The sequence below is a fragment of the Pluralibacter gergoviae ATCC 33028 = NBRC 105706 genome (genome assembly GCF_001598855.1).
In the GTDB taxonomy this organism is placed as follows: Bacteria; Pseudomonadota; Gammaproteobacteria; order Enterobacterales; family Enterobacteriaceae; genus Pluralibacter; species Pluralibacter gergoviae.
Map to the genome: position 1 here is coordinate 185,337 of NZ_BCZS01000006.1, position 21,998 is coordinate 207,334.

24 protein-coding genes are annotated in these 21,998 nt (G+C 58.3%); 12 read left to right on the forward strand and 12 right to left on the reverse strand.

What is annotated here, in order from left to right:
* Nucleotides 1–24 precede the first annotated feature (24 nt).
* The 4 genes from mnmA to rluE form a co-directional block, all read right to left on the reverse strand.
* A complete protein-coding gene (gene mnmA, locus ENGE1_RS08870; RefSeq protein WP_043084468.1) occupies nt 25–1,134 on the reverse strand; it encodes a tRNA 2-thiouridine(34) synthase MnmA in 1,110 nt (369 codons plus the stop codon).
* 77 nt (nt 1,135–1,211) lie between these two features.
* Complete coding sequence (locus ENGE1_RS08875; RefSeq protein WP_045288424.1) at nt 1,212–1,649, reverse strand: NUDIX hydrolase; 438 nt, start codon at nt 1,647–1,649, stop codon at nt 1,212–1,214.
* 11 nt (nt 1,650–1,660) lie between these two features.
* Nucleotides 1,661–1,990, reverse strand: a complete 330-nt coding sequence (locus tag ENGE1_RS08880; RefSeq protein WP_048252491.1) for a lysozyme inhibitor LprI family protein — start codon at nt 1,988–1,990, stop codon at nt 1,661–1,663.
* Nucleotides 1,987–2,622 (reverse strand): 23S rRNA pseudouridine(2457) synthase RluE, encoded by a 636-nt coding sequence (gene rluE, locus ENGE1_RS08885; RefSeq protein WP_048252492.1) that lies wholly within the window; start codon nt 2,620–2,622, stop codon nt 1,987–1,989. Before rluE ends, ENGE1_RS08880 begins: the two co-directional genes overlap by 4 nt.
* A gap of 202 nt (nt 2,623–2,824) precedes the next feature.
* Here rluE and icd point away from each other — a divergent pair, with 202 nt between their 5' ends.
* Complete coding sequence (gene icd, locus ENGE1_RS08890; RefSeq protein ID WP_043084463.1) at nt 2,825–4,075, forward strand: NADP-dependent isocitrate dehydrogenase; 1,251 nt, start codon at nt 2,825–2,827, stop codon at nt 4,073–4,075.
* Nucleotides 4,076–4,458: 383 nt separating this feature from the next.
* Here the strand turns inward: icd and ENGE1_RS08895 are convergent, their stop codons facing one another.
* The gene (locus ENGE1_RS08895; protein ID WP_048252493.1) at nt 4,459–4,614 is read right to left on the reverse strand and encodes a type I toxin-antitoxin system Hok family toxin; all 156 of its coding nucleotides are present in this window, start codon (nt 4,612–4,614) and stop codon (nt 4,459–4,461) included.
* A 325-nt stretch (nt 4,615–4,939) separates the two neighbouring features.
* Nucleotides 4,940–6,472, reverse strand: coding sequence for a SpoVR family protein (locus ENGE1_RS08900; RefSeq protein WP_043084461.1), 1,533 nt, complete (start codon nt 6,470–6,472; stop codon nt 4,940–4,942).
* Between the two features lie 324 nt (nt 6,473–6,796).
* Here ENGE1_RS08900 and ENGE1_RS08905 point away from each other — a divergent pair, with 324 nt between their 5' ends.
* Both ENGE1_RS08905 and dadX read left to right on the forward strand, forming a co-directional pair.
* Nucleotides 6,797–8,095 carry a D-amino acid dehydrogenase gene (locus ENGE1_RS08905; RefSeq protein ID WP_043084460.1) on the forward strand — a complete coding sequence of 433 codons (1,299 nt, stop codon included), beginning with the start codon at nt 6,797–6,799 and terminating at the stop codon, nt 8,093–8,095.
* Nucleotides 8,096–8,105: 10 nt separating this feature from the next.
* Nucleotides 8,106–9,176 carry a catabolic alanine racemase DadX gene (gene dadX / locus ENGE1_RS08910; RefSeq protein WP_048252496.1) on the forward strand — a complete coding sequence of 357 codons (1,071 nt, stop codon included), beginning with the start codon at nt 8,106–8,108 and terminating at the stop codon, nt 9,174–9,176.
* 74 nt (nt 9,177–9,250) lie between these two features.
* On the opposite strand, the gene fadR is transcribed toward dadX, so the two are convergent.
* A complete protein-coding gene (gene fadR / locus ENGE1_RS08915; protein WP_043084458.1) occupies nt 9,251–9,955 on the reverse strand; it encodes a fatty acid metabolism transcriptional regulator FadR in 705 nt (234 codons plus the stop codon).
* A gap of 209 nt (nt 9,956–10,164) precedes the next feature.
* Here fadR and nhaB point away from each other — a divergent pair, with 209 nt between their 5' ends.
* The 7 genes from nhaB (at nt 10,165) to ENGE1_RS08945 (ending at nt 16,191) form a co-directional block, all read left to right on the forward strand.
* Entirely contained in the window at nt 10,165–11,721 is a 1,557-nt protein-coding gene (gene nhaB / locus ENGE1_RS08920; protein WP_048252497.1) for a sodium/proton antiporter NhaB, read from the forward strand.
* 130 nt (nt 11,722–11,851) lie between these two features.
* Nucleotides 11,852–12,382, forward strand: a complete 531-nt coding sequence (gene dsbB, locus ENGE1_RS08925; protein ID WP_043084455.1) for a disulfide bond formation protein DsbB — start codon at nt 11,852–11,854, stop codon at nt 12,380–12,382.
* Nucleotides 12,383–12,729: 347 nt separating this feature from the next.
* The gene (cspE, locus tag ENGE1_RS08930; protein WP_043084454.1) at nt 12,730–12,942 is read left to right on the forward strand and encodes a transcription antiterminator/RNA stability regulator CspE; all 213 of its coding nucleotides are present in this window, start codon (nt 12,730–12,732) and stop codon (nt 12,940–12,942) included.
* 10 nt (nt 12,943–12,952) lie between these two features.
* Nucleotides 12,953–13,141, forward strand: coding sequence for a cold shock small protein YmcF (gene ymcF / locus ENGE1_RS28965; RefSeq protein WP_071883458.1), 189 nt, complete (start codon nt 12,953–12,955; stop codon nt 13,139–13,141).
* A gap of 228 nt (nt 13,142–13,369) precedes the next feature.
* A complete protein-coding gene (locus ENGE1_RS08935) occupies nt 13,370–14,194 on the forward strand; it encodes a CPBP family intramembrane glutamic endopeptidase (RefSeq protein WP_048252498.1) in 825 nt (274 codons plus the stop codon).
* 96 nt (nt 14,195–14,290) lie between these two features.
* Nucleotides 14,291–15,832: a GGDEF domain-containing protein gene (locus ENGE1_RS08940; protein ID WP_072062240.1), complete on the forward strand. Its 1,542-nt coding sequence runs from the start codon at nt 14,291–14,293 to the stop codon at nt 15,830–15,832.
* Between the two features lie 92 nt (nt 15,833–15,924).
* Nucleotides 15,925–16,191, forward strand: coding sequence for a putative hemolysin (locus ENGE1_RS08945; RefSeq protein ID WP_048252744.1), 267 nt, complete (start codon nt 15,925–15,927; stop codon nt 16,189–16,191).
* A 4-nt stretch (nt 16,192–16,195) separates the two neighbouring features.
* Here the strand turns inward: ENGE1_RS08945 and ENGE1_RS08950 are convergent, their stop codons facing one another.
* Nucleotides 16,196–16,546 (reverse strand): DUF488 domain-containing protein, encoded by a 351-nt coding sequence (locus ENGE1_RS08950; protein ID WP_048252500.1) that lies wholly within the window; start codon nt 16,544–16,546, stop codon nt 16,196–16,198.
* Between the two features lie 144 nt (nt 16,547–16,690).
* On the opposite strand from ENGE1_RS08950, the gene ENGE1_RS08955 reads away from it, so the two are divergent.
* Nucleotides 16,691–17,398 carry a CTP synthase C-terminal region-related (seleno)protein gene (locus tag ENGE1_RS08955; protein ID WP_043084447.1) on the forward strand — a complete coding sequence of 236 codons (708 nt, stop codon included), beginning with the start codon at nt 16,691–16,693 and terminating at the stop codon, nt 17,396–17,398.
* 28 nt (nt 17,399–17,426) lie between these two features.
* Here ENGE1_RS08955 and ENGE1_RS08960 read toward each other — a convergent pair whose 3' ends face one another.
* Entirely contained in the window at nt 17,427–18,608 is a 1,182-nt protein-coding gene (locus tag ENGE1_RS08960; RefSeq protein WP_043084446.1) for a CynX/NimT family MFS transporter, read from the reverse strand.
* Between the two features lie 100 nt (nt 18,609–18,708).
* Between ENGE1_RS08960 and ENGE1_RS08965 the strand changes: the two genes are divergently transcribed.
* Nucleotides 18,709–19,500 carry an AraC family transcriptional regulator gene (locus ENGE1_RS08965; RefSeq protein ID WP_043084445.1) on the forward strand — a complete coding sequence of 264 codons (792 nt, stop codon included), beginning with the start codon at nt 18,709–18,711 and terminating at the stop codon, nt 19,498–19,500.
* Here the strand turns inward: ENGE1_RS08965 and ENGE1_RS08970 are convergent.
* From ENGE1_RS08970 to ENGE1_RS08980, 3 genes are all read right to left on the reverse strand, one after another.
* Nucleotides 19,484–19,930, reverse strand: a complete 447-nt coding sequence (locus ENGE1_RS08970) for a DUF441 domain-containing protein (RefSeq protein WP_043084444.1) — start codon at nt 19,928–19,930, stop codon at nt 19,484–19,486. The genes ENGE1_RS08965 and ENGE1_RS08970 overlap by 17 nt on opposite strands.
* 90 nt (nt 19,931–20,020) lie before the next feature.
* A complete protein-coding gene (locus tag ENGE1_RS08975) occupies nt 20,021–20,521 on the reverse strand; it encodes a YbaK/prolyl-tRNA synthetase associated domain-containing protein (RefSeq protein ID WP_048252501.1) in 501 nt (166 codons plus the stop codon).
* Nucleotides 20,522–20,669: 148 nt separating this feature from the next.
* Nucleotides 20,670–21,947, reverse strand: a complete 1,278-nt coding sequence (locus ENGE1_RS08980) for a YeaH/YhbH family protein (protein ID WP_045288436.1) — start codon at nt 21,945–21,947, stop codon at nt 20,670–20,672.
* Nucleotides 21,948–21,998 lie beyond the last annotated feature (51 nt).

Consider the following 21,998-nt stretch of genomic DNA (forward strand, 5'->3'; position numbering starts at 1 on the left):
GTGCTTTCCTTGTTCTGCTGTGTGTTAAACCGGCAGCGGCAGGCGCTGCTCGATAATGCCGCCGCCCAGGCACACGTCGCCGCTGTAAAAGACGGCGGACTGGCCGGGCGTTACGGCCGCGACGGGCTCGTCAAAGCGAACCTCAATTTTATCTTCGCTGAGCGATGTGACGGTGCAGGGAATATCAGTCTGGCGATAGCGGGTCTTCACCGTGCAGCGCAGCGTGCCGGTCAGCGGTTCGCGATCGACCCAGTGCAGCTGCTGGGCAATCAGGCCCACGGACATCAGGCGCGGGTGGTCGTGCCCCTGGGCCACCACCAGAATATTGTTCTCAACGTCTTTATCGACGGTATACCACGGCTCTTCGCTGCCCTCTTTGGTGCCGCCGATACCCAGCCCCTTGCGCTGGCCGAGGGTATGGTACATCAGGCCCTGATGCTCGCCGATTTCGTCGCCGTCCACGGTGACAATTTTGCCCGGCTGAGCGGGCAGGTAGCGGCCGAGGAAGTCGCGGAACTTGCGCTCGCCGATAAAGCAGATGCCGGTAGAGTCTTTTTTCTTCGCGGTGGCCAGGTCGAGCTGCTCGGCGATGCGGCGCACCTCCGGCTTTTCCAGTTCGCCGACCGGGAACAGGCTCTGGGCAATCTGCTGATGGCTCAGGGTATAAAGGAAGTAGCTCTGGTCTTTATTGCTATCGACGCCGCGCAGCAGTTGGCTCTTGCCGTTAACATCGGCGCGGCGCACGTAGTGGCCGGTGGCGATGTAGTCGGCGCCTAAATCTTCGGCGGCAAATTCGAGGAAGGCCTTAAACTTGATCTCTTTGTTGCACAGAATATCCGGGTTCGGCGTACGGCCCGCCTTGTACTCTGCAAGGAACAGTTCAAAGACGTTGTCCCAGTATTCGGCGGCAAAGTTAACGGTGTGCAGCTCAATGCCGAGCTTATCGCAGACGGCCTGGGCATCGGCCAGATCGGCCGCTGCGGTGCAGTAATCCTCGCCATCGTCTTCCTCCCAGTTCTTCATGAACAGGCCCTCTACCTTATAGCCCTGCTGCTGCAGAAGGTAGGCTGAGACCGAGGAGTCGACGCCGCCGGACATGCCGACGATCACTTTTTTCTGGCTGTTATCTGACATGGATTACTCACAACTATGAACTTCGAGGCGGCGTATTCTAGCACGCGGCCCCGAGGTTGACACCCTTATGTGACGGGTCAGTTAAATGCGCCGACGATCTCCAGCGGCCAGCGCACGCCGCTCTGCCAGCAGCGTATGCTTTCCGCCACCAGCGGCGAGCGCAGATTATCGGCGGTGAGGATCTCATCGGCGGTAACCCACAGGCAGCGGTCGATGTCGCTGTCGTGCGGCTCGGTGGCGCAGGGGGCATCCAGTTCGATGGCGAATAGAAAGCGCAGGAACGGCGTTTTGTCGGGGGCGGTCCACTGGTGCATACGTACAAATTCCTGCGGGACGGCGCGGATGCCGGTCTCTTCCCACAGCTCGCGCCCGGCGGCCTCCAGCAGCGTTTCGTTAGCTTCGAGGTGGCCTGCGGGCTGATTCCACGTCGCTTTACCGCGAATCGTCTCTTCCACCACCAGAAATTTGCCCTGCGCGTGGACCACGCAGGCGACGGTAACGTGCGGTTTGAACATGCGCTCTCCTTTTAAAGCGGTTTATTGATCCCGGCGTAGACCTTATCCAGTTCACGCAGGCGCTGGTCATAGGCTCTGTTGAGGCAGCTGACGCTGCCGGCGCACTGGCGGCGGGTCTTCAGCCACGCCTGCTGACTGTCCTGCAGCGCGCCGCGTGCGCCCATGGCGAACAGCCCTTTCAGGAACTGATACTTCGTGGCCATCTCGACATCTTTATCGTTCAGCGCCAGATGCGCGCAGATGGCCTTCTCATCCGGCGCGCTGGCCTTCGCGCAGTCGAAGCTGGCGGCACCCGCTGCCAGCGGCGCAAGCAGCGCCAGAATAGCGATATAGCGCTTCATGGTTTTCTCTCCGTAGTGAGTTCCCTCCACTGGCCGCTATCAAGCCCGTTCAGGGTGTAGTCGCCCATTGCGAAGCGGATCAGGCGCAGGGTAGGGAAGCCAACGTGGGCGGTCATCCGCCGCACCTGGCGATTGCGGCCCTCGTAGAGGGTGATTTTAAGCCAACTGGTGGGAATAGACTGACGCTCGCGGATCGGCGGATTGCGCGGCCACAGCCAGGCGGGCTCCCCGACTCGCTCGACGCCGGCGGGGAGTGTCGGGCCGTCCTTAAGCGTTACCCCGGTGCGCAGGGCGCCGAGCGCAGCTTCATCCGGCTGGCCCTCCACCTGCACGTAGTAGATTTTACCGGTGCGCTTGCCGGGTTGGGTCAGCCGCGCCTGCAGCGCGCCGTCGTTGGTCAGCACCAGCAGCCCTTCGCTATCGCGATCGAGCCGGCCCGCGGCGTAGACATCCGCCACCGGAATGTACGCTTTCAGGGTAGCGCGCCCGGCTTCATCGGTGAACTGCGGCAGCACGTCGTAGGGTTTGTTAAACAGAATGACCCGCTGCGGCTGTGGTTTTTTATGCTGCCGGGGGGCAGAACGTGAGCTGAATCGCTCAAGCTTGTGATTTTTAACAGAAGTTCTTCGCATGGTATTTTCAGGCTATCGCAATTGCCGCATTATAGCCTAATTACGAAGACCTTTCATGGCGCCCGACATTAAGGTAGTATCAACGGGCTCATTACAAAATTTTAACAAAAATATTGCTCCCGCCTGGTCGCGCTGTAACGGACACGCACAGGGAACGCGATACAGAAAGGGCAATGACCAGAAGTGCTCGAAGGAGAGGTTAATGGAAAGCAAAGTAGTTGTTCCGGCGGAAGGCCAGAAAATCACCCTGCAAAACGGCAAACTTAACGTCCCAAACAATCCGATTATCCCGTTCATTGAAGGCGACGGCATCGGCGTTGACGTCACCCCCCCGATGATCAAAGTGGTTAACGCCGCGGTTGAAAAAGCCTACGGCGGTGAGCGCAAAATTTCCTGGATGGAAATCTACACCGGTGAAAAATCTACCAAAGTTTACGGCCAGGACGTCTGGCTGCCACCAGAAACGCTGGATCTGATCCGTGAATACCGCGTAGCCATCAAGGGGCCTCTGACCACGCCGGTTGGCGGCGGTATCCGCTCCCTGAACGTTGCCCTGCGCCAGGAGCTGGATCTGTACATCTGCCTGCGCCCGGTACGCTACTATGAAGGCACCCCGAGCCCGGTGAAGCGTCCTGAAGATACCGACATGGTTATCTTCCGCGAGAACTCTGAAGATATCTACGCCGGCATCGAGTGGAAAGCCGACTCTGCCGACGCGGAAAAAGTGATTAAATTCCTGCGCGAAGAGATGGGCGTCAAGAAAATCCGCTTCCCGGAACATTGCGGCATCGGCATCAAGCCGTGCTCGGAAGAGGGCACCAAGCGCCTGGTGCGCGCGGCCATTGAGTACGCTATCACCAACGACCGCGACTCCGTGACCCTGGTACACAAAGGCAACATCATGAAGTTCACCGAAGGCGCTTTCAAAGACTGGGGCTACCAGCTGGCGAAAGAAGAGTTCGGCGGCGAACTGATCGACGGCGGCCCGTGGCAGAAGATCAAAAACCCGAAAACCGGCAAAGAGATTATCATTAAAGACGTGATCGCCGACGCCTTCCTGCAGCAGATCCTGCTGCGCCCGGCCGAGTACGACGTTATCGCCTGTATGAACCTCAACGGCGACTACATCTCTGACGCCCTGGCCGCGCAGGTTGGCGGCATCGGCATCGCGCCGGGCGCCAACATCGGCGACGAGTGCGCGCTGTTCGAAGCGACCCACGGCACCGCGCCGAAGTACGCGGGTCAGGACAAAGTAAACCCGGGCTCCGTGATTCTGTCCGCAGAGATGATGCTCCGCCACATGGAGTGGTTCGAAGCCGCAGACCTGATTGTTAAAGGCATGGAAGGCGCTATTGCCGCCAAGACCGTGACCTATGACTTCGAACGTCTGATGGACGGCGCTAAGCTGCTGAAATGCTCTGAGTTTGGCGACGCGATTATCGCGAATATGTAATTCAGCCTGCGGGTTGATGCATCAGGGAGCCGGAAGGCTCCCTTTTTTATTGGCACAATAATGACGCTCACAGAAGTCAGGAATGCATTAGCGCTGATGCTGCTGTCCCGTCTGCGCGGTGGAATAGCCAAACTCCCCGTTGCAGGCCATAAGTGAGCAGCTGAGGGCGGCGATAAGCGAGAGCGCAATCCAGACTTTCATTTTTTACACCATATTGTTAATGAGTTAATAAAGCGTAAGTCTGGCAGGCTGAGTGCGAATTGCGACTCAGTAGACGCCATTACGGAACTATCCGAGACGCGGAATAATTTTAAGAGAAGGGTGCCCGAAAACGCCCGCTATCCGACTGTGCGGTGGCGGGGAGTGCTCCCCGCCGGTTGCTCTTACTTACGGGAGTGACAGTCCATCATCGCCGCAATTTCCCGGCTGCCGTCCCGGAATCGCAATTCGTAAAGCGAATGGCGGGTCAGCAGCGTAAATGCCAGTATCGTCAGGCAGACGATAATCAGGCACCAGACAACGGTATTTTTCGGCTTCATGGCAGCATCTCCTTGCCCTGTCGCAGCATCCGATTTTAGACAAAATGGGACGTTGCTTTCGACGTGGTAAGAGGCTAACCTTGCATATGTCGAGTATGCGAGGGGCCTCGGGTTGATTGAAAAATCACTCGGGGCCTTTTCTCTTTCTGATCAACTGTTGCCTGAAACAGAAAGCTTCAGGCACCCGCAAGCATCATAATCTCCGCCATTTTTAAATCCACAGGCGCCGCCTGCGGCATTTCATTTTCTGAATCTCGCTTCAAAATAAAATGCATAAAAAGAAACGGGAGCCCCGCGGCTCCCGTTGTCGTCACGAAACGCGCTGTCAGAGCACATTCTGCCGCGGCGGGCAGCGCTCCAGCAGCTCGACGCTGCCGTCGGCGTTCTGCTGCTCCAGCATAACGTCAAAGCCCCACAGCCGGTGGACATGCTTGAGTACTTCCCGGCGCCCCATATCCAGCGGAGCGCGGTTGTGCGGTACGTAGCGCAGGGTCAGGGAGCGGTCGCCGCGCAGATCGACGTTCCACACCTGAATATTCGGCTCCAGGTTACTGAGGTTGTACTGCGACGATAGCCGGTTGCGGATCTCGCGGTAGCCCTCTTCGTTATGAATGGACGAGATCTCCAGATAGTTGTTGCGGTCGTCGTCGAGCACGGTAAAGAAGCGGAAGTCGCGCATGATCTTCGGCGACAGGAACTGGCTGATGAAGCTCTCGTCTTTAAAGTCGCGCATCGCAAAATGCAGCGTCTCCAGCCAGTCGGAGCCGGCGATGTCCGGGAACCAGTATTTATCCTCTTCCGTTGGCGACTGGCAAATGCGCTTGATGTCCTGGAACATGGCAAAGCCCAGCGCGTAGGGGTTAATGCCGCTGTACCACTGGCTGTTATACGGCGGCTGATAGACGACGTTAGTGTGGCTGTGCAGAAACTCCAGCATAAAGCGGTCGGTGACTTTGCCTTCGTCGTAGAGGTGGTTGAGGATGGTGTAGTGCCAGAAGGTGGCCCAGCCCTCGTTCATCACCTGAGTCTGCTTCTGCGGGTAGAAATACTGGCTCACCTTGCGCACGATGCGCAGGATCTCGCGCTGCCAGGGCTCCAGCAGCGGCGCATTCTTTTCCATAAAGTAGAGCAGGTTCTCCTGCGGCTCGGAAGGGTAGCGGCGGGCAGCGGCTTCTGTTTTCTCTTCCTCTTTTTTCGGCAGGGTGCGCCACAGCATATTCACCTGGCTTTGCAGATACTCTTCCCGGCTTTTCTGCCGGGCCTTCTCCTCCTGCAGGGAGATTTTCTGCGGGCGCTTGTAGCGGTCCACGCCGTAATTCATCAGCGCGTGGCAGGAGTCGAGCAGTTTTTCGACCTCATCAACGCCGTAGCGCTCTTCGCACTCGGTAATGTATTTGCGGGCGAAGATCAGGTAGTCAACGATGGAGCTGGCGTCGGTCCAGCTGCGGAACAGATAGTTATTTTTGAAAAAAGAGTTATGGCCATAGCAGGCGTGGGCCATGACCAGCGCCTGCATGGTCATGGTGTTCTCTTCCATCAGATAGGCAATGCAGGGATTGGAGTTGATGACGATTTCATAGGCCAGGCCCTGCTGGCCGTGCTTATAGAGCCGCTCGGTTTCGATGAATTTTTTACCAAACGACCAGTGGGTGTAGTTAATCGGCATCCCGACGCTGGAGTAGGCGTCCATCATCTGCTCTGAGGTGATGACCTCAATCTGATGCGGATAGGTATCCAGCCGGTAGAGCTTCGCTACCCTGTCGATCTCCGCAAGCCAGGTATCCAGCAGATCGAAGGTCCAGTCGGGTCCATCGCTCAGACGTGAGGTGTCCTTGTTCATGGAGTCAATCGTAGCCATTAGCGCGCCCTCATTGTTGGCGGCTCCCTCTGTACGGAGAGCCTCAGATCAAGAATAGAACACCCCGCGCCGGTACGCGCCAATGACAAATTTTTTTCTTCGCGATTTCTCAATTTTATGACCCTTTTCGCTTCGAAAAGTCAGCATTTAATGCTGGAGAAATTCCAGGCGCAGCAGGAGATCGTAAAACCCGCCACCTCCCGCAGTGCGCGGCCTGTGTGAGTTTAATCACCATAACTAAAGCGTATGTTGAATAATATTTTCAACTGAGTTATCAATTTGTAATTAGATGATTATTCTTTTACTTATCTGGAGCGTTGAGCAATGCATGTGGTCATTCTGGGTAGTGGAGTTGTCGGTGTGGCGAGCGCCTGGTATTTGCGCCAGGCGGGTCACGATGTGACGGTTATCGATCGCGAGACCGGTCCGGCGGAAGAGACCAGCGCCGGCAACGCCGGGCAGATCTCGCCCGGTTACGCCGCGCCCTGGGCGGCCCCCGGCGTACCGCTGAAGGCGGTGAAGTGGATGTTTCAGCGCCACGCGCCGCTGGCGATAAGCCTCGACGGCACGCAGTTTCAGCTGCGCTGGATGTGGCAGATGCTGCGCAACTGCGACACCCGCCACTACGCCGAGAACAAAGGCCGCATGGTTCGCCTGTCGGAGTACAGCCGCGACTGCCTGAAGGCGCTGCGCGAGTCCACCGGCATTCAGTACGAAGGCCGCCAGGGCGGGACGCTGCAGCTGTTCCGCACCGCGAAGCAGTATGAAAACGCGACCCGCGATATCGCTGTGCTCGAAGACGCCGGCGTGCCTTATCAGCTGCTGGAGTCATCGCGGCTTGCCGAAGCCGAGCCGGCGCTGGCCGAGGTGGCTCATAAGCTCACCGGCGGCCTGCGCCTGCCCAACGATGAGACCGGCGATTGTCAGCTCTTTACCCGCCGTCTGGCGGAGATGGCGCGCCAGGCCGGGGTGGTGTTTCGCTTTAACACGCCGGTCGATAAGCTGCTGGTCGAAGGCGACCGCCTCTGCGGCGTACAGTGCGGCGATGAGGTTATTAAAGGCGACGGCTACGTCATGGCCTTTGGCTCCTACTCAACGGCGATGATGAAGGGCATGGTCGACATTCCCGTCTATCCGCTGAAGGGCTACTCCCTGACCATACCACTCAAAGAGGAGAGCGGGGCGCCGGTCTCCACGATCCTCGACGAGACCTATAAGATTGCCATCACCCGTTTCGACCAGCGCATCCGCGTCGGCGGCATGGCGGAGATCGTCGGTTTTAATAAAGCCCTGCTCAAGCCACGCCGCGAAACGCTGGAGATGGTGGTGGGCGATCTGTTCCCGCGCGGCGGCTTCATTGAGCAGGCAACCTTCTGGACCGGCCTGCGCCCGATGACGCCGGACGGCACGCCGATCGTTGGCCGCACGCCCTATAAAAATCTGTGGCTGAACACCGGACACGGCACCCTGGGCTGGACGATGGCCTGCGGCTCCGGGCAGCTGCTGAGCGACCTTATCTCCGGGCGCACGCCGGCTATCCCGTTTGAGGACTTAAGCGTAGCGCGCTATGCGCCGGGCTTTACGCCTTCCCGCTCACAGCAGCTGCACGGCGCGCACGGATAAGGGTGAAGAGATGACACGTCCCGTTTATGCGAGACTCGATCTGCAGGCGCTGAAAAACAACCTGGCCGTGGTGCGCCGCGCCGCGCCGAACTCGCGGGTCTGGTCGGTGGTCAAGGCCAACGCCTACGGCCACGGCATCGAGCGAGTCTGGAACGCCCTTGGCGCGACCGACGGGTTTGCCATGCTCAATATCGAAGAGGCGATTTTGCTGCGCGAGCGCGGCTGGAAGGGGCCGATTCTGATGCTGGAGGGCTTCTTTCACGCCGACGATCTGCCTCTTTACGATAAATACCGGCTGACCACCAGCGTGCACAGCAACTGGCAGCTGAAGGCCATTCAGAACGCGCAGCTGCGGGCGCCGCTGGATATCTACCTGAAGGTAAACAGCGGCATGAATCGCCTGGGCTTCACGCCCGACCGCGTCCACAGCGTCTGGCAGCAGCTGCGGGCGATGAAAAACGTCGGCGATATGACGCTGATGACCCATTTTGCCGACGCCGACAGTCCGCAGGGCATTGATGAGGCGATGCGCAGGGTTGAGCAGGCGGCGGAGGGGCTGGCGTGCCCGCGCTCGCTGTCCAACTCTGCGGCCACCCTCTGGCACCCGGAGGCGCATTTCGACTGGGTCCGTCCGGGCATCGTGCTCTACGGCGCGTCGCCGAGCGGCCAGTGGCAGGATATCGCCAACAGCGGGCTGAAGCCGGTGATGACGCTCGGCAGCGAAATTATCGCCGTTCAGAATCTGAAGCCCGGAGAGACCGTGGGTTACGGCAGCACCTACAGAGCGAGCGGGCCTCAGCGCATCGGGGTTGTCGCCTGCGGCTACGCCGACGGCTATCCGCGTATTGCCCCGCACGGGACGCCGGTGCTGGTGGACGGCATCCGCACCGGCACCGTGGGCCGCGTATCGATGGATATGCTGACGGTCGATCTCACGCCCTGTCCGCAGGCGGGGATCGGCACGCCGGTCGAGCTGTGGGGCAGGGATATTAAGATAGACGATGTCGCCACCTGCGTCGGCACGGTGGGTTATGAACTGATGTGCGCCGTCGCGCCGCGGGTGCCATTTATCACCGGGTGAGCGTCGGGACAGGGAACAATTGAATCAGCAGGGATGCAGCCCGCCCTCTCCGCGCCTGCGCGGGGAGGGGGGTATTAACGGCTCTCGGGCATGGTTTTCTGCATTTTGTGCCAGATGAGTCCGCTGTCGTGGCCGTAGCTGCGGACAGTCTCGTAGACCTTGTCGTGCTGACCCTCTTCGCACACTTTACTCAGCTCATGATAGAAGCCGAGCGCGCGGGCGCGGGCCTCCGGGTTCGCGAAGTAGTGGCGGCCGATGCGGGTGTAGAGCCCCTTCATGCCGTTAAGGATCAGACCGTAGATCGGGTTACCGGAGGCAAACGCCAGCCCGCGGAAGATGTTGTAGTCGAGTTCGGCAAACGCATCGGCGTGGTCTTCGACGGCTGTGGCGGTTGCCAGCACCTCCAGCGCCTTATCGGGATGCTGGCGGAAAGCGGTACGGATAAAGATAGTGGCAATATTGGTACGCACGGAGAGCAGGTTATCGAGCAGCTGCGGGACCCGGTCGTGGTCGAGGCGCGCCAGCGTTTCGAGGATATTGAGACCGGACGTCTCCCAGAAGTTGTTCACTTTGGTCGGCTTGCCGTGCTGAATGGTCAGCCAGCCGTCGCGGGCCAGACGCTGCAGCACTTCACGCAGGGTGGTGCGCGTAACGCCAATCAGTTCGGATAGCTCACGCTCTGCTGGGAGGATAGAGCCGGGAGGGAAGCGGTTATTCCAGATGCTCTCAATGATGTACTCTTCCGCGAAGCCCGCCGGGCTCTGCGCCTTAATAACCATAATAAGATTTCCATTACACAGCGTTCTAATTTGGAACTCATCATACCAGAGGCACAAAGGGCCAGATAGCGGGTCAGATGAATTAAAAAGGGATCGCCGTTCTATTTTTATCATTTTGATTACCGCAGATTTGCTTGAAACCGGCCGGGCAGGGCTGATACTTTGGCTGCTCGCTGGATACTCTTTTTTGACGGGACCGGAAAACTGTCGTGGACATCTCTTATTCTCGCGCCCTGTGGCGCAACTTTCTCGGCCAGTCGCCAGACTGGTACAAACTCACGCTTATCTTCTTCTTACTGATAAACCCGCTGCTGTTTATCGTTAGCCCCTTTGCGGCCGGCTGGCTGCTGGTGGCAGAATTTATCTTTACGCTGGCCATGGCGCTTAAGTGTTATCCGCTGCTGCCGGGCGGTCTGCTGGCTGTTGAAGCGGTGATGATTGGCATGACCAGCCCGGAACACGTCCGCGAGGAGATTGCCAACAATCTTGAAGTTTTGCTGCTGCTGATGTTTATGGTCGCCGGGATCTACTTTATGAAACAGCTGCTGCTGTTTATCTTCACCCGGCTGCTGCTGAGCATTCGCAGCAAAATGCTGCTCTCACTGGCTTTTTGCTTTGCCGCGGCTTTTCTGTCGGCGTTTCTTGATGCCCTGACGGTTGTGGCGGTGATCATCAGCGTTGCGGTGGGTTTTTACGGCATCTACCATCGCTTCGCCTCGTCCCGGCCTGAAGACAGCGATCTGCAGGACGATAGCCACCTCGACGCCTACAACCACGAAGTGCTGGAGAAGTTTCGCGCCTTTTTGTGCAGCCTGATGATGCACGCCGGCGTCGGCACAGCCCTCGGCGGGGTAATGACGATGGTGGGCGAGCCGCAGAACCTGATCATTGCGAAAGCCGCCGGCTGGCACTTCAGCGAATTTTTCCTGCGCATGCTGCCGGTGACATTACCGGTATTTATTTGCGGCCTGCTGACCTGCATGCTGGTTGAGAAATTTAAGCTGTTTGGCTACGGAGAAACGCTGCCTGACGCCGTTCGCGCGGTACTGCAGGAGTATGACACCCGCAGCCGTCAGAAGCGCACGCGGCAGGAGACGCTGAAGCTTGTGGTACAGGCCATTATCGGCATCTGGCTGATTATCGCCCTTGCGCTGCACCTGGCGGAGGTCGGGCTAATTGGTCTGACGGTGATTATTTTTGCCACTGCGCTGACCGGCGTTACCGACGAGCACGCCATCGGTAAAGCCTTTACCGAGTCGCTGCCTTTTACTGCCCTGCTGACGGTTTTTTTTGCCGTGGTGGCGGTGATTATCGATCAGCAGCTGTTCGCGCCGATCGTGGACTTCGTGCTGCAGGCGTCGCCGCACGCCCAGCTGTCGCTGTTTTATCTCTTTAACGGTCTGCTTTCCTCTATATCGGATAACGTGTTTGTCGGCACGGTCTATATCAACGAGGCAAAATCCGCCCTTGAGAACGGCGCTATTTCGCTCCCGCAGTTTGAGATGCTGGCGGTAGCCATTAATACCGGCACGAATTTGCCGTCGGTAGCAACGCCCAACGGTCAGGCCGCGTTTCTGTTTCTGCTGACCTCGGCGCTGGCGCCGCTCATCCGCCTTTCCTACGGACGCATGGTGTGGATGGCGCTGCCCTATACCGTGGTACTGACGCTGGTCGGACTGCTGTGCGTGGAGTTTACGCTGATGCCGTATACGGATTTATTAATGAGCAAGGGCTGGTTAACCGTGCCTGCGGGGATGAGCCATTAAACAAAACAGGCGGTCAGACAGCATAACCGGACGAAATGTCCGGAAATAGAGACTGTCACCTTTTAGCGAGTGGCTAACAGCATGTTTTGGTTTACACTGCACTGATTTAGCCTCTTTCAGGGAAATAATTATGTTGCGATATTTGAATCAATGCTCCCGCGGACGCGGAGCGTGGCTGCTGATGGCTTTGACCGCTTTTGCGCTGGAGATGGTCGCGCTCTGGTTCCAGCACGTCATGTTACTGAAGCCCTGCGTGCTCTGCATTTATGAGCGCAGTGCGCTGTTTGGCGTTATGGGGGCGGGCATTGTGGGAGCCATTGCCCCGAAGACGCCGCTGCGCTATGTCGCGATCGTCATCTGGATCTACAGCGCGCTGCGCGGCCTGCAGCTCTCCTGGGAACACACCATGATTCAGCTGCATCCCTCGCCGTTTATGACCTGCGATTTCGCCGCCCGTTTCCCTGCCTGGCTACCGCTCGATAAGTGGCTACCGCAGGTGTTCGTGGCCTCCGGCGACTGCGCTGAGCGCCAGTGGTCGTTTCTGACCCTGGAAATGCCCCAGTGGCTGCTGGGCATTTTTGCGGCTTATCTGGTTGTTGCAATACTGGTACTGATTGCCCAGCCGCTGAAACCGAAAAAGCGCGATCTGTTCAGCCATTAAATCCTTTCCCTCTGGTGCCCCGAAGGGAAAACCTCTGCCGCTCATGCACAAGAGCAGGAGGGCGATATCGCCTGACCTGCCGGTGAGCGGCGCTGCGACATCAGCCAGCATTTTTTTGATTTGTCAGCGCTGCTGACAAATCTTTGTGCAATAAAGCTTGCGACTTAAACCCTATCATGCGTTAATGGCTTATCGGTTTGACAATAAACGATATCCGAATCAGTTCTCTCAAGTTGCTCCATCATTAGTCTCTCCTTTGATGTCTCTTCTTCAGTTCTTTTTCCTCTCTGATATCTTTTTTTCAGACCCTAATGCCTGCGGGCGACATAAATAATAAGGAACGAAAGATGACGACTAAAATGACCGGTCTGGTGAAATGGTTTAATGCAGATAAAGGTTTTGGTTTTATTACTCCGGAAGATGGCAGTAAAGATGTGTTCGTGCACTTCTCTGCGATTCAGAGTGATGACTTCCGCACGCTGCACGAAAACCAAAAAGTTGAATTTGCTGTTGAAAATGGTGCCAAAGGCCCTTCAGCAGTAAATGTAGTGGCGCTCTGAGGACATCACTATTACTGACGCTATTCATTTTCGCTGCCCATGCTGCCACGGGTCTCAATACAGAGTATCGCATTTTGATGTCTCTGAAAAAAATCCGTTCGGTGCCAAATGTATTTTTTGCAAATCGGCAATGGTAACTTTCGATAATATCTATTCTGCCGTGCAAGCAAATCATGGCATGAATGCTTATCGGCAATAATTCCCGCGCGCTTATGCCGGGGATGCAGCGAACTGTGCTATAAAACCGCCTTCGGGCGGTTTTTGTCGTTTAATTTCAGTCTATATGCCCAACTGCGCCGTAACGGCAATTCCCGCAGAGAATAAAAAATATGCCATTGCCTGTTTTCTCAATCAGTTAATCTTGTGACTTTTATTTTGAAATGTTAAATAACAGGTCAGACAAACTCTGCAAAGGAATGGTTCATTTATGTGGTTTATTCTGGCGTTATCATTAGTCCTGCTGCCGTTTAATCGCCGCATCGCCGGCTTCCCGGCCGTTTTAGCGATCGTACTAGCCGCCGCGCAGGGCGTGCTTGACTGGCGGGCGCTGGCCAGCATTGGCCTGATCATATTGCTCGCCGTCGCGTGGCATAAATCGAAGGCAAAACCCGTGCTGCAGGCAGGCTTGGAGCTTCTGCTCTTTATCGCCGCGCTGGCGCTGATGGTTCACCAACTGCCCGGATTTCACAATCTGAAGGTGCTGGATGGCGTTCGGGCGGGGCCGCTGAGCGCGCCTTTCACGATGTACTACAACATCGATAAAGCGCTGGTGCCTTTTGTCGCCTTCATGGTCATCAGTACGCTGTTTACCGATGGCAAAAAGCACCCGGTAGCGGCCTGGCGTTGGGGGGTTTTAGCGCTGTGCATACCGGCACTGCTGATGCTCGCCGCGCTGGTCGGCGGTCTGCAGAGGGAGTTTCACTTCCCCGCGTGGCTGCCGCAGTTTCTTTTCGCCAACGTGCTGTTTGTTGCGTTCGCCGAAGAGGCGCTGTTTCGCGGTTGGATCCAGCAGCGGTTGACCCGGTGGCTATCCGCGGCGCCGGCGATGTTAATCGCCTCGCTGCTATTTGGTCTGGCGCACTTCAGCGGCGGCCCGCTGCTGATGTTTTTTGCCACGCTTGCCGGGCTGGTTTATGGCCTGGCGTGGATGTGGAGCCGCAGGCTTTGGGTTGCCGTACTCTTTCACGCGGGCTTTAATCTTTGCCATCTGCTGTTCTTCACCTACCCGCTGCTGCGCCCGTTACACGCGTAGCGGTGATGTACTCTTTTGTTGACCGCGTCCGTGGCGAAACGGGGCCGTATCCGCTAGATTGTAATTGAATATACTGACAATTTTAGTGGTGTCGCAGTGAAAAACGTTCAGGACGGGGTAAGAAAGCGGCAGGCGCTGTTGTTTTCCGCCGCCATTACGCTGATTTGCCTGACCCTGTGGGTGTTTTTCCTCCACCAGAACCGGCTGAGCCAAGTCAGTAATGGCATGAGCGAAATGATCACCCGGATGATCATTGTCTTCAATGACAATGAACTGATTGCCGATGCCACGGGCGTTCGCTTCCAGCAGCTTCGCAACGCTAACCGCTGCGGTGAGATGAGCGACTTCAGACGCCTTGATAACGGGAGCTGGGCGATCAATGGCGATAAGACAAGGCTGAACCCGGCGCTTGGCACGCTGATTTCCCGCGCTGCCAGCCAGGATGGCCGCTGCATGTATGCGGCCGCGGAATTCATTCGCCACAAAATAAACGAGCTTAACCCCGGTGAATTTAACGTTCATCGCTACATCATCGCCCGCGACGCCGAATGGCTGTACTGGTTCGCGCCCGAAGATTCAACGCTATTCAGCTTCAGCGACTCGTCCATGGCGAAAGATCCTGCCGCTTTTTTTACACCACCGGTCTCTTTTTATGACCGCGTACTGCAAAAAAATGTCAGGATCAAAGCCAGCAGCGCGACGGACTTTTACAGCGACAAAATCACCGGCGGCAGGGCATACAGTATCGTCAGCTACATCTACGATCTTTCCGGGGAGGATGTCTCGTCGCATATCGTCGGCTATCTGCTTTACGATCATTCGCAAAAGGAGCTGGGGCGAGAGCTGACGAATGCTTTTGCCGGCGCGCTGCCTCCCGGACTGATGGTCTCTTTGTACAACCTATCGACCCGGGAATCAGTCTGCCTGACGGAGAGCTGCTCCTGGCTGCGTCCGCAGGTAACGCGCCAGATCTCCAGCCGCTATGCGTTTCGCTACGCGCTGCCGCTCTACCTGCTGGCGATCCGCGATCCGGCGGCGTCGGTGGCTATTGTCCTGTCGCCGTTGCTGTTTCTGCTGATAGCCTTTTTTCTGCGCAAGCGCCTGAACCTGCACGATATTAAAACGTATACCGATCCGCTGACCGGCTGCTTTACGCGTAAAATCATGGAGTTTATCCGTAACCGGCAGGACGAGTATTCGGTGGTGATTCTGATGGACTGTAATAAATTTAAGGCAATCAATGACACATGGGGTCACGGCGTTGGCGATCGGGCGCTGCAGATTATTGCCCGGCAGATGATGCTCAACGTGCGCTCGGAGAAGGATCTGGTGATCCGCACCGGCGGCGATGAGTTCGTCATTCTGCTCAATCAGACGCCGCTGGCCGAGGCCAAAAGCATTGCCGGCAGAGTCGCCGAGCGGATCGTCGACAGCGATTTTACCGCCGGTGGCGCGAAAATCCCGCTCTCGGTATCATGGGGCGTATCGCTATTTCAGGGCGATCTGGATGAAACCATCCAGCTGGCGGATGCGGATATGTACCGGATGAAGCATGAACTTCACGAAGGCGACGAAGCCCGCCGAGCGGCATCCGCGAAAAAAAGCCCCGCCGGGGGAGACGGGGCAAAAACTCATTGATTATGGAATGATCTGTTCCCGGGTCAGTGCGGGAACGGAGCTAATTTACGCAATAAAAGTGCAGCTAAAATGGAGAAATCGTGAAGGTGACTATGAAATTGAATAAGATCGCGACAGTGCGTCGTGCCGGCTATTTAGCGCTTTCGCTGCTGCCGCTTGCGGGATGCGCTCAGCACAACGATGCGCCGCCGCCGCCAACAGTGGGCATGGCGAATCCTGCATCCGTCTATTGTCAGCAGAAGGGCGGCACGCTGGTGCCGGTAGAGACGCCGCAGGGCGTGAGCAGCAACTGCCGGCTGCCCGGCGGCGAGACGATAGATGAGTGGGAGCTCTACCGTCGCGACCACAAGCAGCCCTGAGGTATCATGCCTTCAGGCCGCGGAGCCACCTGGCCAGAACCTGCGCGTGATTCTGGCTGTCCGCTTTGGCGGCATACAGCAGCGTCACCGTTCCCCGCTGCGCCAGCCCGGCAATACGCAGGCCTTCGTCAGCCTGTTGCTCAAGCTCTGCGAGATAGCGCTGGCGAAAGCTGCTGAAATCAATCACCTCACTGTGAAGCGCTTTACGCAGGTCGCCTGAAGGGGCCAGCGCTTTACACCACTCGTCCAACTGCAGCGCCTCTTTTTTAATGCCCCGCGGCCACAGCCTGTCAATCAGAACACGATATCCGTCTGTTACGTCCGCCGCATCGTATACCCGCTTAAGCTGAATCATGCCGCTGCTCCTGCTCTCTCGTTCCCGAAGGCGGCAGCGTAAATGCCGCCGCCTCAGCATCTAAAAATATTGTCATTATATCGCAATCCCGGTAATCTGAGGTTCCTTATGTAGCCCCCAACCGCAACGCATAAGGACCTCTCTATGGAACACACCAGCGCTATCCAACCGCTTCGCATCGCCCTTGTCGGCGACGTTAATCCTGACGTCATTGCCCATAAGGCCATTCCGCTTGCCATCGACGATGCCGCTGCCGTACTGGCGCTGACGGTGGAGTATGAATGGCTGGCCACCCGCGATATCCAAAGCGCGGATGCGCTAAGCGGTTTTGACGCCGTCTGGGTCGTTCCGGCCAGCCCTTATCAGAATGCAGACGGCGCGTTTATTGCGATTCGCCACGCCCGCGAAAACGGTCTCCCTTTTCTCGGGACCTGCGGCGGATTTCAGCACGCTATCATCGAATATGCGCGCAATGTGCTGGGCTGGGAAGATGCGGCCCACGCGGAGACCGACAGCGAAGGCCGCATGGTGATTGCGCCGCTGGCCTGCTCGCTGGTGGAGAAGTCTGATGTTATCGAACTGCGGCCCAATACGCTGATCGCTAAAGCCTACGGCAGGGAGAGCATCGAAGAGGGATATCACTGCAATTACGGCATCGCACCAGAGTTTGCCGCGGGCCTGGAGGCCGGGCCGCTGCGGGTAAGCGGCTGGGATGAAGAAGGCGAGATCCGCGCCGTTGAGCTGACGACACATCCTTTCTTCGTCGCCACGCTGTTTCAGCACGAGCGCAACGCGCTGGCGGGGCGCCCGGCGCCGCTGGTCCACGCCTTCCTGCGCGCAGCGGCAAATTAACAACTCGCCCGGCGTCGGCCGGGCTATATCACTGCACTTCGCGGTTACGCCCGGCCAGGCCGCCAAACAGCGCCATAATCAGCGATATCACCGCCACTGCCAGTAGCGGAATGTTCCAGCTGCCGGTGGCGTCGTGGATTTTACCCATCACCGGCGGGCCGCAGGCGGCCAGCAGATAGCCTACGGTCTGCGCCATGCCGGAAAGCGCCGCCGCCTGGTGCGCCGATCCCGCCCGCAGGCCGATAAAGATCAGGCCGAGGATCATGGTGGCCCCGGAGCCGAAGCCAAAAATCAGCGTCCACGCGACCGAATACTGCGGCAGCAGCCAGTAGCCCACCGCGCTGACGGCGCACATCAGCGCGACGCTAATGGCTATCCCTCTTTGATCGCGCAGCTTGTGCAGCACCAGCGGGATCAGCAGCCCCGGCGCAGCGGTCGCAAGCTGCAGCAGACCGTGCAGCGATCCCGCCTGGGCCTCGCTGTAGCCGCCGCTTATCAGAATGGCCGGCAGCCAGCCGATAACCACGTAGTAGACCAGCGAATTGATGCCGAGAAACAGCGTGACCTGCCACGCCAGCGGCGAACGCCAGATCCCCCTGTTACTGAGGTTGCCGGGACCGGTGATGGTGCCGGGCGCGCGGTTGCGCAGCTGCGGCAGCCAGATAAGCAGCGCAAGCAATGGAAAGACCATCAGCGCCAGCAGCGCGCCGCGCCAGCCGAGGCCGACCTGGGCCAGCGGCACCACCAGCGCCGAACCCAGCGCCGCCGCGCCGCCCATGGTCAGCGAGTAGGCGCCGGTCAGGCGGGCAACGTGTCCGGCAAAATCGCGCTTAATCAGCCCCGGCAGCAGCACGTTACCCAGCGCTATTCCGCAGCCGATAATGGCAGTTCCGGTGAACAGCAGCCAGGGGGCGGGCAGGGAGCGTATGGCAATACCGCCGCAGATCAGCAGCATGGCTGTGCCCAGGCTGCGCTCCATACCGATGCGGCGGGCGATGCCCGCGGCCAGCGGTGAAATCAGCCCGAAGGCCAGCAGCGGCAGGGTGGTGAGCAGCCCGGTCTGCGCGGTAGTCAGGCCATATTCGGCGCGAATGTTGTCCAGCAGCGGCGCCGCGCCGGTAAAGGTGACGCGCAGCGTCGTGGCGATGAGCAGGATGCCGATAACCAGCAGCAGATTCTGTTTACGGGCGATAGTGAACGCAGTACTCATGTTTTTCTCGATTTATTGCAGGTGGGCACAGCTTAGCGGTTTTGCGCACTGCATCAATCAAGCTAGAATGACAAATAATCGCTAAAACCGGACAAAATGGATGACGGGACTCGTTCTTGACGGCTTTGAGCCTGACCTGCAGCATGAACCGGCGGTCGCCTTTCGCATTCAGGTGGCCGCCGATGAAGCGTTTATTCCCGCCCACCGGCACCGCAAGGGGCAGCTGATCCTCGCCCTGCACGGCGCCATCACCTGCGAAGTGGAAAATGCCATGTGGATGGTGCCGCCGCAGTACGCGGTGTGGATCCCCGGGCAGGTGATGCACAGCAACCGCGCGACCGCCGGGGCGCGGCTCTGCTTTCTCTTTATCGAACCGGGCGCGGCTGAGATGCCGGACCGCTGCTGCACGCTGGAGATTTCGCCCCTGGTGCGGGAATTGATCCTTACCCTCGCGGCCCGCGGCGAAGCTCTGCGGCAGGAGAGCGCCGGACAGCGGCTGATTCAGGTGCTATTTGATGAACTGCCGCAGCAGCCGCAGCAGCACCTCCGGCTGCCGGTATCGGCCCACCCGAAAATCCGCCAGATGGTCGACAGCATGGCCGCCGAACCGACCCACCGGCAAACCCTGGGCGAGTGGGCGCGGCGGCTGGCGATGAGCGAACGCAATCTCTCACGGCTGGTGGTCAGAGAGACCGGGATGAGCTTCCGCCGCTGGCGCCAGCAGCTGCAGCTGATCCTGGCGCTGCAGGGGCTGGTGCGCGGGCAGAGCGTGCAGCAGGTGGCCCATGCGCTGGGCTATGACTCCACCACCGCTTTTATCACCATGTTCCGTAAAGGGCTCGGGCAGACGCCGGGGCGCTATTTAAGCTCGCTGGCTACGCCTTCCCGATAAGCAGCGACACCAGTCCGGCGGCGATAAGCGGCCCCACCGGCACGCCGCGAAACAGCGCGACGCCGAGCACGGTGCCGACCAGCAGTCCTGCCACCATCTGCGGCTGGGTGCCCATCAGCTGTACACCGCGCCCGCCGAGCCAGGAGACGAAAATACCCACTGCAATGGCTATCAGCGACTTCCAGTTGACGAACGAATGGAGCAGGGTGGACGCCGGCAGCGTGCCGCTGGCGATAGGCGCCATCACGCCGATGGTCAGAATAATGATGCCGACGGTCAGCCCCTGCTTTTCAATCCAGGGGAAAAAGCCGTTCAGCGGCGTCACGCGCACGATGATCAGCACCAGAATGGCCACGGCAACGGTGGTGTTATGGCTGATCAAGCCGAGGGCAGCCAGCCCCAGCAGAATAAGCAGAGTCGGGTCAAACATGGGTGTCCTTGCCAGAAAGAGAAAGTTAGCCTGCTCACTTTACGCAGAAACGCGCCAACTGGCAGACTTTTTTTCCCCATTAATACCGCGTCAGACGGTGCGGCGAAACGCCACCAGCGCCGGTCGGGCAATGCGCAGATAGTCTTCAGTATTCATCACCACCGACTTTTCCAGCAGTCCGGCATTGAAGGCGATTTCATCGAAGCGCTCGAACAGCAGCGGATCGGCGATCAGTTTAAGGTCGGGATGAAAGCTGAAGGGCGGGATGGCGCCAAATACGCAGGCGGTCAGCGCATCGACTTCTGCGGGGCTTGCCAGCGAGGCTTTAAGTCCCCCGAGGTGGGCTGCAAGTTTGCCGAGGTCCGCCTGCTGATCGGCCGCCAGCACCGCCAGTACGTGCTGTTTAACGCCGTTGCCCTTTATCTTGCACACCAGGGCCTTGGCGCCCTGACCCAGCGCGGTTCCCCGCAGTTCGGATACGGCTTCGCATTTACCGACGGCGTCATGTTCGATAACGCGAAAGCGGGCCCGCTCGCCATCAAGAAGGGAGAGAAGGTGCTGGTGAATATTTCGTGAGGCAATGTCAGACATGATAGCTCCTGTATGCAAACCGGAGTATCAGCATAGAGCAGGCGGGAAAGCCCCACAAGATCTGGCAGTTGCATAAAGCTGTAACAGAGGCGCGGGCGGAAAAATGAAAATCAGCCAGCTTAACCACCCGCTGGCTGATTAAGTGCGGCTACTCTTTTGCGGCTCCCTGTTTGTGAAACAGCTCCCTGAATACCGGGTAGATATCTTCCTGATCGCGGATATGCTGGATAGCAAAGTTATCAAACATGCCCTGCAGGTGCTCGTACTCGCGCCACAGGGTCTGGTGCGCCCGGCGGGTAATTTCGATATAGCTGTAGTAGCGTACCACCGGCAGGATCTTCTTCGCCAGAATTTCATGGCACAGCGGTGAATCATCCGCCCAGTTATCGCCGTCAGACGCCTGCGCGGCGTAGATGTTCCACTGCGCGGGATCGTAGCGCTCCTTGACCACCTCATCCATCAGCTTCAGGGCGCTGGAGACGATGGTGCCCCCGGTCTCCTGCGAGTAGAAGAATTCGTGCTCGTCCACCTCTTTGGCCTGGGTGTGGTGGCGGATATAAACGACATCAACGTTCTTATAGGTCCGGCTGAGGAACAGATACAGCAGAATATAGAAACGCTTGGCCATATCCTTGGTGGCCTGATCCATCGAGCCGGAGACATCCATCAGGCAGAACATGACCGCCTGGCTGGAAGGTTCCGGGCGCTTTTCGTAGTTGCGATAGCGCAGATCGAAGGTGTCGATAAACGGCACCCGCTCGATTTTGGCCCGCAGTTCGGCGATCTCTTTACGCAGGCGCTCCTCTTCCAGCAGCTGCGCGGGTTCACTTTTGGCGACAGTCTCAAGGCTCTCCTCAAGCTCGCGCAGCGCGCGGCGTTTTCCCGCCGTCATCGCCGTGCGGCGGGCCAGCGAATTCTGCAGCGAACGCACGACGCTGATGTTGGCCGGTACGCCGTTGGCGGTGTAGCCGGCGCGGTGGGTTTTATACTCCGTTAACTGACGATGCTGATTTTTGCGCAGATTGGGCAGGGCAAGGTCTTCAAACAGCATATCCAGATATTCATCTTTCGAGATCTGGAAGACAAACTCGTCCTGGCCTTCACCGTCCTGGCTGGCCTGCCCCTGACCGCTGCCACCGCCGCCTCCGCCCTGGGGACGCTCGATGCGGTCATTCTGTACAAAGTGATCGTTGCCGGGGTGCACGCGATGGCGCAGGCCGCCGCGGCCCTGATGAAACATCGGTTCGCTGATGTCGTCCGTGGGGATCGACACCGACTCGCCGCTGTTAATATCGGTCACCGAGCGCTTATTAATGGCCTCGGAGATCGACTGCTTAATCTGCGCCTTATAGCGGCGCAAAAAGCGCTGGCGGTTTACCGCGCTTTTATTTTTACCGTTCAGGCGCCGGTCTATGAACCAGGTCATATGCCCCTCCCGTTGTTGCCAACTTCACGCACTTAACCGCAAAGGCCGGAT